Here is a 13,515-nt window from a genome sequence, read left to right as displayed (position 1 = left end):
CCGTTGATTTTCAAGTGAGCTTTAAAAAGCTGTGCTTTTTAAATGGCGACCGCAGAAAATAAACTGCTCCCATTTGATCTAGTAGCGGGATTTAAATAGTACACAGTACATAATATGAGGTTATTAAAAGGGTTATAACCCCACGTTAAAATATACTATTACAATGCTACTTCTCATAAATGGCGACCCGATATAAGTAGTAAATTATTTAAAAAGGACTTAATATCCACCTGTGGACATTTATTAAATGGGATAAGTTATGACTGAAGAACTAGGAACAGAAACAGAAACAGAAGGAAAGGTATTAGATCGCAGAAAAAGATATAGAAAAAAGCCTACTACCAAAACTCCACTTTCAGTTTATTTCAATATGGATGTTCCTGAAGATGTTGAAGCACTGGAAGCCTTAGAATATTTAAAAGATATTTATGGCGGGGAAAAACACGGAAAAAGTGTAGCAGTCAAAGAAGTTTTAAGAATTTTCTATAAACAATTACAAGAAAAAAAAGCCTGATTTAATCAGGCTTTTTTCTTGCAAAAACTTAGGACTTTTTAACTGTAGTGACTAACTTGTCATCTACATACAGATAAACTCTTTTATTATGTGTATAAGATGAAATTTTAGGTTGTCCTTCTCCACCTCCAACAGATCCGTCTTGATTACTGCTGACGAATGAACAGTGAGGAAAGCCTTTACCTTTAGCCAGATCTTTTTTAACGTCACTAATTGTAGACTGACATTCAGAAACATTAAGACCGCCAGCAAAGCACATAAAAGCACGACAGCCATAATTTTCATCTTTAGCTGCAACTAAAGCAGATGCACTAGCTAAAGTTAAACCTAAAATAAATTTTTTATACACAAGTAGTCACTCTATTTAGATGAGTTTTCCATTACGAATAACTTGCCTTCAAAGTTTAGAGATATTGTTTTGGCATTGCTGCACATTGAACAAATCTCTTGAATCAAGAAGGGTAAATTCCGTGTGAATCGAATTTTTCCTGATGCGGTATGAATGATGTGATCAACATCATTTACTTTAACAGTCACAAAATATTGGAACTGCTCGTTCATACCAATTTCAACACCATAGTTATTAGCGTTGAAGTCATCGACTGTTTTCAAGTCATTCATCGTTAAAGCCATTTCTGCAAGATCCTTAGTTTTTAAAAAGTGAAGTGCGGATTCTTACAAAATATAACTAGTTTAAAAATGTAACTGAAGTGTAACTGTGTGTAAAAGACACAAAAACATCAATTATTTTTAAACGCTTTTAATATATATCAAAAAGTTTAAAACTTTAATTAATAATTTAAAACTTTTGTAAAAAGTTTGTATATATCAAAGCTCATATTTTTTTTAGATCCCTTCCCTTTTTGTCATGTAAATATCACTTTAATAATCTTCTAAACATTTCTAAAAACTTTTTAAAAAAAACTAGAATCGGGTTTAAAAAGAGTTTAAATAGAGTTTAGGAGTGTTTAGAACAGTTTAAGAGCCTTAATTTCTTTTTGTAAAACATAAGTTTACAAGCCTATAACTATACGTTTTGTCGCTATAACTATACGTTTTGTCGCTATAACTATACGTTTTGTCGCTACAACTATACGTTTTGTCGCTACAACTATACGTTTTGTCACATACCTATACGTTTTGTCGCAAATAATCCACATACTTATCAATAGTATACAAAAGAATGGCTAAAATATTCTTAAAAATCAGTAATTAATTAGGTGTTTAGCTCTAAATTATTATATTTTTGCGTATTTTTTAGCCTTAATCCATGCTGCAATCTCAAAACTATACGTTTTGTCGCAACTTCCCCGCATAACTATACGTTTTGTCGCAAACCTGCGATTATGCGTACTGAATACGATTATATATATTTTTCAGGAATTAACCAGATTCTTAACAATCTAATAAGTTATTGTTTTATATAAATAATTATATTGAAGAACGATTTTTATTTTTTGGTGCTAAAAAAGATATTTGTATAGGCTTAAAATCATAACTATACGTTTTGTCGCATCGTAAGTTATTGATATTTATATAATAGTTGTAAATATTCAAAATTGAATATTTTTTAACTGGTTTTTGTGTTAAAAATAGCCATACGTTTTGTCGCAGCGTAACTGATTGAAATAAAAGAAAATACTTAAACAGGAAAAACATTTATTTTATTTATACTACTACAGGGTTATAAAGTAATTTTACTGATTTTTAATAAATATATATTTTAAAAACAATATCTTATAAACTTAATTTATAACTATACTTGATAAATATACTTGTATAGTTATAATGATTTCAAAAGGAATAACGGATTTACAAAAAAATGCAGAAAATTATTGGCTCACAAGGCTTAGAGGACTATACACAATCTAATACAAGGGCAAAATTGACCGATTTAGTTGTGACCCGCAATGATTTTCCTACTGCCAGATATAGCATTGATCTCAATCTTGAGAAGCTTATGTACTGTGCAATGATCATCGTGAGAAAGAATGAGCTTAAAAATAAGACCTCAATTACTCATGACGACTTCATTTATGTGAGCAGCGAAAACTTTGGAGAATTGACCTCCCCAATGGCTAGAAAGGAAGTGCTTACTGCAACAGATAAACGTGAAATTCAGCGAAATGCTGAAACTGCTTTAAAACGTATTTATACAAAATTTGATAACCCAACTATGTTGGTTAAAGATGGCGAATCTGACGAACCTGCTAAAGTTCCGATGATGACTTATTGCCATTATGACAAAGCAACTAAATGTATTAAGGTTAGATTCGCAAAAGAATTTTTTGAGTATTTCTATGATCTAGTTAAGAAAGTAGATGAAAAAACTAAGTCATTTAGTAGCCATGAACTGAAGCATATTATCTTATTTAATTCGAGCTATTCCCTTCGTTTGTATCGGATCTTAATGAGCTATATGTGGCGTACATCAGAGGTTACTATTGATCTGGAAGAATTAAGATGGATGCTTGAATGTGAGGATAAATATAAAGAGTTGGCCAATTTTAAAAACCGTGTTTTGAATGTGGCTCAGGATGAAATTAACGAACTTAGCAATATTAATGTCAGTTTTGAGAACGTAAAAAACGGAAAGGAAGTAGTTGCTATTAAGTTTATTTTTAGCTTGAAAACTGAATATAAAGAGCAAGGACACATCAAATTTATAGATAAAATGAAAAAGGGCTATCTGGCTGCTGCAATTCCATTTAGTGATGATGGATCACACTTTAAAGCACCTGATCGTATTAAGCATTTCAAACCACCAGTAAAGGTATCTCCAAAACAAATCAGCACCTTAGTAAATTGCAAAGAATTTTTAAATGATTACGGATATTTCTTAGGTAATCTAGACGAGGATACTTCTAAGGTAATCATGAGAACTCTATTAACTGAAAAGTTAGATAAGCTTAATGCTCATAAGCCGATAGATATGGATTATTACTTCTGGTTACAGGCAAAACGAGGGATTATCACCAATAGCAATAATGATAAGAAGAACGATCAGGACACAGACAATCAGGACACAGACGATCAGGATTAATATCTAAAAAGCATACCCCCCATATTGTCTTAAACAGACTTAGCTAATTTAAGACAATATGGTGGTTCATTTAAAACCTTCAAAAATTCTTATTAATCTATATAAAAAGTATCTTTTCTATTCGCATCCAAATATTAAAATTTAATAATTAGCTAATTGATACCTTAGTCATGACTAAAAGTTTACGTTTAGCCTAAGTGGAATATTTTGCCATTTTTTTAGAATTTCAATTTACAACCATATAATAAAAACAATAACTTAATGTTTCCCAGGATTTGGCCAAACCTGTAATATTTTGCCAATAAATCTAGCCGATTAGTTTTTAAATATTTAGTTTTTGCATTACTTACCTCCTACATTTTTTAGTTTTCTATGCTATCTGGTCGCCACCCATGCGGGCTGGCTTTAGGTATCCCGTTTTAGATCAAATGGGAGCAGTTGCGGTGCTGCGGTCAGCTCGACAAAATCACAGATTTTGTCGGCTTCGCTTGCCCCTTGCAACGGTAATCAGGGAAAGGAAAATTTAACGGATTGCACCAGTTCGCAAAGTAGACACTTTGCTCTGATATACCCTCTAGGGATCTTAACTAAACATTATTTTATTTCTTAGTCATGACTAAATTATTTCTTGAATGTCCACAGGTGGACTGATATAATGATTTTTATCAGGACGCATCGGGCGACCTGAAATAAAACAGGTATTTAGTTATGAATCAGGATTTAGTTTTAGTCTATACATTAAAGAAATCTGAAGTTGAATCAGTCCATTTTTTTGGTTACTTAGACAATCTTAATGATCAATATGTTTGCTGTCTTACTAAAAAGAATGTAGGTCAATTAATACTAGAATTACAAAACAGTTATGGAGAAAGCTTTGCTGCTGCTTCAGTTATGACTGAAAAAGATTTCTTTCAGAAAGAGAATAACTATTTAGAACCGATTGAAATTTCACTAACTGAATATGATGAAAAGTTTAATATCCTTCCCCCTGCCCGCACGTATGGAGGTTTTAACTTTGAAATGTTCATGCTGCCCGAACAGTTGGGAGGTGGGCTATTCTCACACTTTTTAGTGACCTTTGAGCCATACACAAAAAAACGCCTTAAAGCGTATAGAGTGACAGCTTATAGGAATGATCCATTCCATAAAATTTTTAATTCTTGTCCAATTTAAAAGAGATCCCCGAAAGGGGATTTTTTTATACATTCTTAGTCATGACTAAGGGAAAAAAGGTTGTTCATCTTGTGTGTTTAAAGCTCGTTTTAGGGTGTTTGTGTGTTTAATGTGGGATAACTAGACTTAGGGTAAAAAAAGCTATCAGCAGCCTAAGAAACGCAAATATAAGCATTAGAAAAGCAGACCAGACAAAATACTTAAATAGCTATTTTTTATGAATTTATATCATTAAAAAAAATTAGTCATGACTAAGTTTTTGCTTGAATGTCCACAGGTGGACTGATATAATGATTTTATCAGGACGCATCGGGCGACCTGAAATAAAACAGGTATTTAAACATGAAACATTTTTCATCAGTTACATCATTAGACGAGTTAAAACTTCAGTACAAAAAACTAGCTTTTAAAAATCATCCTGATCGTGGCGGTAAAACCGAAGTTATGCAGGAGATTAACAGCGAATATGAACAGCTTTTAAATCGCATTATTAATGAAGCTTCAAAAGATCAGTATCAAGATAGTTCCGAAAATGGGCGTGGTTTCTGGTCAAGCCGTTCAGAACACTCTGAAGTTGAGAAAAAAGTAAAACAGGCTATTGATGCAATTATCAATCTGGATGGTTTAGATATTGAAATTATTGGCGTTTGGGTTTGGGTTTCTGGTGATACTAAGCAGCACAAAGACAAATTAAAAGAAGCGGGTTTTGTATGGAATCGAGTGCAATGTAAATGGGTTTTCATTGGTAAAAAATCAAATGGTCGAGGTCGAATGACTTTAGATCAAATGCGAGAGTTACACGGCAGCCAGAAAGTTAAAAAAACCAGAATGGCAGAAGAAAGACAACTTTTAACCGCCTAATGAATAAGTCCCCGAAAGGGGGCTTTTTTTATCAATTCTCTTAGTCATGACTAAGTTTTTGCTTGAATGTCCACAGGTGGACTGATATAATGATTTTTATCAGGACGCATCGGGCGACCTGAAATAAAACAGGAATTAATTATGCGAGCTTCAATAGTTGCAATCTTTACAAACTATCCTACAGGTAAACTGGTTCATTTTTGCGGTCATGAGGTTTTAACTGGATCTAACAATAATATTTGGTTTCCAATCTTTGATGAAAAAACACTATTTCAAGAAATTGAAAAAATCATGATTAGTTGCCGAGTAGCCCACAATGTTACTCATATTGAAAGAATCAGAAGGGGAGATAATGAAAACGGTTATTTTGAAGATTACAGAATTACTTATAACTTAGCCGTTTAAGCTAGACCTCCCACAATGGGAGGTTTTTTTTGGTGGCGATTTTTTTGGTTTTTAGCTTACCTAAAAAACATAAAAAATTGTCTATCTGTTCTGCTTTATATACGCTCATTTTGGCCTGTTCAGGTCGGTGCTAGGATAACCTAGTTTCATATATAAAAAAGGCTGTCAGCAGCCTAAGAATCGCAAATAAGAGCATCTGAAAAGCGGTTTAGCCAGGTATTAAAACGGATATTTTTCTACTCAATTTTCCCTATAAAAAATTAGTCATGACTAAGTTTTTGCTTGAATGTCCACAGGTGGACTGATATAATGATTTTATCAGGACGCATCGGGCGACCTGAAATAAAACAGGTTAAAAATCATGGAACAATACATTTCAGTTTACACACGTCAGCAAGCCATTGAAGATGGTTTTTTAGTTGCAATCAATTCTCTTAGTTCTAAATTAGATGGACTGGCAAAAGAACATTATAAGCATCCTATCTGTTTCACTTCTGCGCTTTGGGCGGTAGTTGATAAGGCGGTAAAAAATGAAAAATGGTTTAATGACTTAGAGGGTGTTATTCATGACATTTTATGGATGAGCCGAGCATATAAGACACACCTAAGCCCTAGTGCGGTACGTTTTACTGTGATTATCACAGGCGCAGGTCGCAAGAGAAATCATATTTTAGAATTGCACGTTCATGGTGGAGATCAAGGAGAGCCAGTCATAACAATCGGTTATCCTGAAGATTTTTAATTTACGTCCTCCCTTTATGGGAGGATTTTTTTATGATAAAAAACTTAGTCATGACTAAGAAAATGCTTGCAATGTCCACAGGTGGACGTTAGAATATACAGCATAAGGACGCAATAGGGCGACCCTTAATAAGCCATTAAACTAGGTGAAATATGAAAAAAGTTGTTGCTTCAAATCAAAAGGGCGGTGTGGGTAAATCTGCAATCATTTGCCAGTATGCACACTATTTAAATTCTTTGGGCTTGCGTGTATTAGTCATTGATCTAGACCACCAGAAGAACACTACAAAAGCATTGATTACTGGCGGGGCTGTGACTGTAGCTAATGTATCTGCATTCGACATGCTGACCAAAGAAGATCAAACTATTTCAAATCCTGAAGCCTTTACTTTGGTACAAGCAACACCAGAATTAACAGCTATTGAAAAAAATGGCACTTTGCATAACAACTTTGCCACCAATTACCAGAAGTTTTTAAAATCAGTTGATTCTTTATTTGATGTTTGCCTGATTGATACCAATCCAAATCCCGACATTCGCCAAGTAGCTTCATTAATTGTTAGTGACTATGTTTTAAGTCCAATTCAATTGAATCAGGAAGCTATTGACGGCATCGGTGGATTACTCAAGCAGATCCAAGCGATTAATCAAAAGCTAAACCCAAATTTAAAATTAATCGGCATCCTTCCGAATATTGTTGAACCAACTCCATTTCAGAAAGACAACCTAAAAGCTATTGTTCAGCATTTTTCAAAGTACCTGATCAAAAACTCAGACGGTAGCTATGCCTTCGTTAAAAAAACGACTGCAATCGCTGAAGCGCAAGCGCAAGGCATACCTACAAATAAATTGGGTAAAACTAGCGGTTTTACCGCATGGGCTGAATTAAAAACAGTTTTTGAAAGCATTAACAAGTTTATGGAGATTTAAGGAATGTTAGATTTATCAGCTTTGGAAGGTATTGATCTAGGTAATTCTGCACCAGTAGCAGACGGAACACCTAAACAGATTCCACTTACAGATATTCTTGAAGATCCAGATCAGCCGCGTGTTGAGTTTCCAGAAGATCAGATGCAAAAAATGGTAGAATCAATCAAGGCTCGTGGAGTTAAAACACCAATTAGTGTTAAACCCCACCCAACAGAACAAGGCAAGTGGATCATCAATTATGGAGCTAGACGTTTTAGAGCTTCAGTGATGGCTGGCAAGGAAACTATCCCTGCTTTTGTTGATAATGATCATGATGATTATGATCAAGTCATGGAGAATAAAGAACGCCTTAACCATTCACCTATTGAGCTTGCACTTTTCATCCAAAAGAAAATTAAGCAAGGTGAGAAGAAAAACGTAATCGCTAAAAAGTTAAATGAAGATCCTGTTTTCATTTCTACTCACTTAGCTTTAGTAGATATGCCAGAATGCTTATCTAAGGCTTATGATGCAGGTTTTAAATCTCCAAAGACTTTGTATGACTTACGCAAACTTTGGGAATCCTTCCCTGAAGAAGTAAACGCTTGGGTGGATGAATCTTTAGAGAATGGTCAGGACATTATCAGATCTAGAGTTCAGGCTTTATCTAAAAAGTTAAAAGAACCTAAGCAAGCTGAAGCGACTGAAGTAGATCAAGAACCACAGGCGCAAGAAAGCCAAGAGCAAACCGCCATTATTGATGATAATGAATCTTTCAATTTTGAGGGGGATGATCAAGCTGAAGCGACAGAAGAACCAGAAGAACCAGAAGTTAAAAAACTGATGGATCAATCGAATCAGAAAGAGCAGCCAGAAGCTAAAGAAGAAGATCCAGACAAAATCAAAAAACCGCTTTTAGTTGTTATTCATGACGGCCGACAAGCGAACCTGATGCTAAATAAAAAGCCTACTTCTTTAGGTTTTGCATGGATCAAATACGAAGATGGAACAGAGGTATCTGTAGATTGCAGCAGACTTGAAATCGAGTATTTACAAGAAGCCTAAACCTATCAATGGAAAAAGACCTTGCTTATGCAAGGTTTTTTTTTGGGCGGGTTATCCCGACCACCTAGCTAGATTACCCTTAGTCATGACTAAGGAGAAAAGAGGGAAAAAAGAAGGTATATAATCTAGGGCAGGATAGGCAGCAGCCGTTAAAAACCTTAATTTGTGTCACAAATAAAGGTTATACTATTCTTTCAGAATAGCTATCGAAAATATTAGTTTCGATAAAGGTACTGGAATCATGACGAAATCAAACTTGGATCAAGTTTTAAAATTTAGGGTTAGCAATGCCGTTTATGACTGGTGGCAAGCTAAGTGTGAGAAGCAAGGAATCAAGAAAGGTGAGCCTTTCCAGAAGGCTTTAGAAAACGCCTATAAAAAAGAAAATGATCCTAATTATTCAGGACAAGATTTTTCATTGAATCTGGAAAAGGACTTAACCGAAAAAATCTATCAGTTAGCTAAGTTTGAAGAAGTAGATCCAGACGACTTGATCAAAAAAATGATCAAGGAAAAGTTATCTGAAATAGAAAAAACGCAAGACGTTATAGATGTATTTGAAAAAACATCACGCAAAGAATTAAGGCTTAAACCAAGTTTGATGAAAGCCATTAATGAGAAAGCAGCACAGATCGGCATGAAACCGAATCAATATATCATTTCGGTTTTAACAGCTAATGTCACAAAAGATTCAATATTCTTTAGCCAGGAAGAAGCTCTTAAACTTGGCGAATCAAATAGTCAGCTTTTGGCGATTGGTAGAAACCTAAACCAAATGGCTAAGAATATGAATCAGGGTATTTATGAATCTTACGATAGAGAATTTGTCGAGCGAGTACATCAGCTAGTAAAAGCTCAAGTTAGGCATGTTTTCACTCTATTAGAGCGCAATAAAAAGAGGTGGGAATAATGGCTAACGGAAGCAGTAAGACTACCAGAGAAGTGCAAAGCACTTTGCTTGCTCATGGTGAGCAGCTACTTAACGGATCTAAAGTTAAGCGTGTTAATCAGACCCAAAGTTTAGATACTTTTTTAAATGATCTGTCTAAGCCTAAAAATGGATCTGGCCATTCAGCTAAATCAGCCCCTAAATCATCTCCAAATAGCGTTAAGGCAACTTTAAATAGAATCAGTAAAAAGACCCCTGAAGTAATGGTCAAGGTTACTGGTGGAGGTAATTCTATGGGGAAGGTGAAAGCCCACATGGGATATATCACACGGAATGGGCAATTAGAGGGAATTGATCAGGACGGAAATAAAGTTAATGGTAAGGATGATATAGAAGATACTGCTGAAGATTGGCAAATGTCAGGTACACCTATTTCTGATGAAGAATCTAAATATAAGCAGGCTTTTAATATTGTGTTATCTATGCCGAAAGGTACGGATGAAAAAGGCGTTTATGATGCTGCAAAAGAATTTGCAGAGGAACATTTTAAAGACCATAAATATATGATGGTGCAGCATACCTTTACCAATGACCCTTCAAAAGATCCAAGTGAAAACCCGCATGTGCATGTTGTTGTTAAAGCTGTTTCTGAAAAAGGTGATCGGTTAAATATCAGGAAGGCTGATCTTCAGGAATGGCGAGAAAGTTTTGCTGAAAAATTAAGATCCAGAGGGATTGAAGCGAATGCGACAAAACGTATAGCTAGGCTTCAAAAAAATAGAAGTGATAAGCAGTCAGTTAAACAAATGAAAGAGCAGGGCAAATCGTTTAAGCGATATGGTAAAAATAAGGCAAGTCCAGAACGTGTCCAGAAAGCTAAACAGCAAGAAAAAGAAGCATTGACGCATTACAAGGAAATTACTAAAGCTCTATCACAGTCACCAGATCCGCAAGATAGAAAACTAGCAGTTGATCTAGTGGACTATTTACGGAAACAGGTAGAAGTGAAAAAACCAACGCCACAGCCACAGATTCAACCTAATAAGCTAGATCTTCAACACGGAAAGAACAAGGGGAAAGAGCAAGACCGTTAATAATATAAGGGAAGGATAAGGCGCAATACTGTGCTTTAGTGCCCTTTAAAAATCCTTAATTTTCTGAGCGGGCATACCTAATTTAAACATCCTATTAAGCTCAAAAATTGCATATTTTAAATCTTTTTCAGGTATATGCTTAACATCAAAATATTCAATTTGGCCAAATCTCGCTTTATATAATGCAATTCGTTCTATTCTGTGTCGTTGCATCTGCACTGTTGACGACATAATTCGATCCATTAAATAGAATAAGTAATACGATGTGATCTGCATACTGTCTTTAATCATAAATCCATGATTTTTTGTACTTTTATAGTCATATAGTGTTTCATCAATACAAATATCTGCATCTATCCCCCCTAGTGCAACACGGATATTTGCAGAATATCTGGGATTGTATGTGATCAGACTATCAGGCTTAATAAGACCATTCTTAATGAATACATTATCAAAATTTTTGACTAGGGAAGATATATCTTCGTAAACCACGTTCTCCGTTGGTTTTAGTATGTCTTTCTTTGTTGCTACTGGTAGAAATCCAGATCGCCATAGATTTTCTAATTTAGCCAAAAGAATAATTCCACCAATAAATTCTTCATTTAGTTCTAAATCGTTTGATTTATTAGCTAGTAGAAAATCTATGTGATTTTGAATTTTTTTATACAATACCAAAATGCTTTTATTTTTAGTTTCCTCTAGAAAGCTGATAATTTTAGGTTGCTCAAATTCCTTAGCACTCAATTCAGTATTCGTGTAGTACGCACAAATTATTTTAGATAAGTAGTCAAATGCTGTACCAACCAAGCCTGAATCATAACTACTCGTTAATTTATGTTCACTCATAACTTCATAATTAGTAAAAGGAGGAATACCACTGTAAGTTTTGAAATCTTTTTTTTGGGGTGCGACACTTTTTATAATTTCTTTTACTTCCTTGCACTTAGGATCTGAAGATTTCAGTATCGACATTAAAGACATATTTTATACTCTTTATCCATATAGTTACTATTCAAACAATTTTAAAGATACTAAAGACTAGATTGAAAAATCTAAGTTTTTATTCTTTCTAATGCAAATTGAATCTTTTCTTTGGGGCAGTACTGCTTTTGGGAAAATTTTTCCATTACAGCCGATCCAATAATTTTTTTATCTGTATTAAAGAAAAATATCTCTAAGTCATAAGGTACATTGACCATATTAAAACAGGTATAAATCGGCTTTTTCCACGTAAAGACTAAAGGCTTTAATGAAGGATTTTCTTTAAAACCTATTTCTTGATCATGCTCCCTATATAGGTACAGAGCCGTTAATTTTTTTCCATTAAAGCTAAACGTCTTTACTTCTTTATCTTGATCAAAGTAAGGGTTATAAACCTGTTTAAAGGCCATAACAGACACTACTATTAAAAGAGCTATAAACGCTGCATATTTTAATTTCAATTCCTGTTATTCCTTTTAGCCAGGTGGCAAGTCACATGCAAAAAAATTATCTTAGTCATGACTAATTATTTAACACTCATAAGTTGATCCCATTTAAAGTAATTAGGAGACAGCTTATTACGTGACATATTCCAATTTCTATCAGGTAGCATACTGGCACCTAATCCTATTTTTCTCTTACCAAATTTATTCTGTATATCATCGAGTGAATCCATAAGTTTATTACTTGATTCTATCTTGTTCATGTCCGTGAATAAGTCATAAATATGAGTGGCTTTAGGTTCAAGACAAGTGAGGATAACTCCACATTTTTTAAATCCAATATTCTTCTGGTATAGCTGATCAACCATTGAGGTAGCAATTTTAGAAAGTAATAAACTATTGTCTGATGGATCGGGTAAAGCGTAAGACAAAGATTTATTATAAAAAGGCTCAGAAGTATCAAATGGATTAGATTGAACAAAACTAATAATACAGCCACATAGTAAATTTTCACTTCTTAAACGGCTTACGGCATCCTGAACATAAAGCGTAATCGCTTCTTTAAGATCCTCACAGCTATAAACTTTCTGGCCAAAGGAACGGCTTGCTATTATTTGTTTTTTTGCTTTAGGACTTTGCTCAATTTCAATGCAAGAAATTCCCTGTAATTCTAATAGAGTTCTGTGCATGACTACAGAGAATTGATCTCTAATCATTAAGGGTGAAGCACAAACAAAATCTAGAACTGTATTAATGCTTAGGCTATTCAGCTTTTTAGTATGCTTTCTACCAATCCCCCATACTTCACTAACTTCTATAGATTGATATAAGCCCTCAATCGAGCAATAGTCCATTGAAACAAGGTTACATACACCTTTTAAATAACTATTCTTTTTAGCGATATGATTAGCCATTTTTGCTTCTGTTTTAGTCCGTCCAATTCCAATACAGGCCGGCAAACCTAGCCAACGTGAGAGCCGATCCAGAATTAAATGAGCATAAGCAGTTAGATCATAATTTGAAGCATAAGCAGTTAGATCTAAAAAGCATTCATCAATCGAATAAATTTCTTGTTCTTGAGGTGTAACAAATTCAGCTAGGACTTTTATAAATCTACGGGACATTTCCGCATATAAAGCATAATTACTCGAAAGGACTGTAATGTTGTGCTGCTCTACAAGATCCTTGAGTTGAAAAAGAGGTACACCCATCTTTATGCCTAAGTCTTTAGCTTCTTGTGAACGAGCCACAGCACAACCGTCATTATTAGATAATACGATTACTGGCTTATTATTCAGGCTTGGATTAAAGACACGTTCACAACTTACATAACAGTTATTAATGTCTACCAAAGCAAAGATCTTATTTTGATTTTCCATAAGGTGTATTATGTTAAT

15 protein-coding genes are annotated in these 13,515 nt (G+C 34.3%); 10 read left to right on the top strand and 5 right to left on the bottom strand.

The genetic code is table 11. The features are described 5' to 3' along the window. The first annotated feature begins 259 nt into the window (after positions 1-259). Positions 260-514, top strand: coding sequence for a hypothetical protein (locus NI466_RS12815; RefSeq protein ID WP_068550235.1), 255 nt, complete (start codon positions 260-262; stop codon positions 512-514). Between the two features lie 28 nt (positions 515-542). Here NI466_RS12815 and NI466_RS12810 read toward each other — a convergent pair whose 3' ends face one another. Next, positions 543-863: a hypothetical protein gene (locus NI466_RS12810; protein ID WP_005248735.1), complete on the bottom strand. Its 321-nt coding sequence runs from the start codon at positions 861-863 to the stop codon at positions 543-545. An 11-nt stretch (positions 864-874) separates the two neighbouring features. Continuing rightward, entirely contained in the window at positions 875-1,147 is a 273-nt protein-coding gene (locus NI466_RS12805; protein ID WP_034129462.1) for a hypothetical protein, read from the bottom strand. A gap of 1,189 nt (positions 1,148-2,336) precedes the next feature. On the opposite strand from NI466_RS12805, the gene NI466_RS12800 reads away from it, so the two are divergent. From NI466_RS12800 to NI466_RS12760, 9 genes are all read left to right on the top strand, one after another. After that, positions 2,337-3,557, top strand: a complete 1,221-nt coding sequence (locus NI466_RS12800; RefSeq protein WP_168409001.1) for a replication initiation protein — start codon at positions 2,337-2,339, stop codon at positions 3,555-3,557. Between the two features lie 708 nt (positions 3,558-4,265). Next, entirely contained in the window at positions 4,266-4,730 is a 465-nt protein-coding gene (locus NI466_RS12795; protein WP_015060285.1) for a hypothetical protein, read from the top strand. A gap of 342 nt (positions 4,731-5,072) precedes the next feature. Beyond that, a complete protein-coding gene (locus tag NI466_RS12790; protein WP_015060286.1) occupies positions 5,073-5,591 on the top strand; it encodes a J domain-containing protein in 519 nt (172 codons plus the stop codon). 141 nt (positions 5,592-5,732) lie between these two features. Continuing rightward, a complete protein-coding gene (locus NI466_RS12785) occupies positions 5,733-5,996 on the top strand; it encodes a hypothetical protein (RefSeq protein ID WP_034594172.1) in 264 nt (87 codons plus the stop codon). Between the two features lie 361 nt (positions 5,997-6,357). Beyond that, positions 6,358-6,738 (top strand): DUF6573 family protein, encoded by a 381-nt coding sequence (locus NI466_RS12780; RefSeq protein ID WP_253173779.1) that lies wholly within the window; start codon positions 6,358-6,360, stop codon positions 6,736-6,738. A 152-nt stretch (positions 6,739-6,890) separates the two neighbouring features. Further along, on the top strand, positions 6,891-7,667 hold the full coding sequence (locus tag NI466_RS12775; protein ID WP_015060288.1) for a ParA family protein: 777 nt from the start codon (positions 6,891-6,893) through the stop codon (positions 7,665-7,667). A 3-nt stretch (positions 7,668-7,670) separates the two neighbouring features. Next, positions 7,671-8,711 carry a ParB/RepB/Spo0J family partition protein gene (locus NI466_RS12770; RefSeq protein ID WP_131319722.1) on the top strand — a complete coding sequence of 347 codons (1,041 nt, stop codon included), beginning with the start codon at positions 7,671-7,673 and terminating at the stop codon, positions 8,709-8,711. Positions 8,712-8,952: 241 nt separating this feature from the next. Beyond that, entirely contained in the window at positions 8,953-9,621 is a 669-nt protein-coding gene (locus NI466_RS12765) for a plasmid mobilization relaxosome protein MobC (RefSeq protein WP_015060290.1), read from the top strand. Next, positions 9,621-10,694: a relaxase/mobilization nuclease domain-containing protein gene (locus NI466_RS12760; protein WP_104516576.1), complete on the top strand. Its 1,074-nt coding sequence runs from the start codon at positions 9,621-9,623 to the stop codon at positions 10,692-10,694. The genes NI466_RS12765 and NI466_RS12760 overlap by 1 nt, the downstream gene beginning before the upstream one ends. A gap of 45 nt (positions 10,695-10,739) precedes the next feature. Here NI466_RS12760 and NI466_RS12755 read toward each other — a convergent pair whose 3' ends face one another. The 3 genes from NI466_RS12755 to NI466_RS12745 form a co-directional block, all read right to left on the bottom strand. Further along, complete coding sequence (locus tag NI466_RS12755; RefSeq protein ID WP_015060294.1) at positions 10,740-11,675, bottom strand: hypothetical protein; 936 nt, start codon at positions 11,673-11,675, stop codon at positions 10,740-10,742. A gap of 71 nt (positions 11,676-11,746) precedes the next feature. Then, on the bottom strand, positions 11,747-12,085 hold the full coding sequence (locus NI466_RS12750; protein ID WP_126562274.1) for a DUF192 domain-containing protein: 339 nt from the start codon (positions 12,083-12,085) through the stop codon (positions 11,747-11,749). A 116-nt stretch (positions 12,086-12,201) separates the two neighbouring features. Next, positions 12,202-13,497: a Y-family DNA polymerase gene (locus NI466_RS12745; RefSeq protein ID WP_253173778.1), complete on the bottom strand. Its 1,296-nt coding sequence runs from the start codon at positions 13,495-13,497 to the stop codon at positions 12,202-12,204. Between the last annotated feature and the right edge of the window lie 18 nt (positions 13,498-13,515).

Source organism: Acinetobacter lwoffii (assembly GCF_024129595.1).
Taxonomy (GTDB): domain Bacteria; phylum Pseudomonadota; class Gammaproteobacteria; order Pseudomonadales; family Moraxellaceae; genus Acinetobacter; species Acinetobacter lwoffii_O.
Note: the sequence above shows the minus strand (reverse complement) of the source record. Positions and strands in the feature narration are given on the sequence as shown.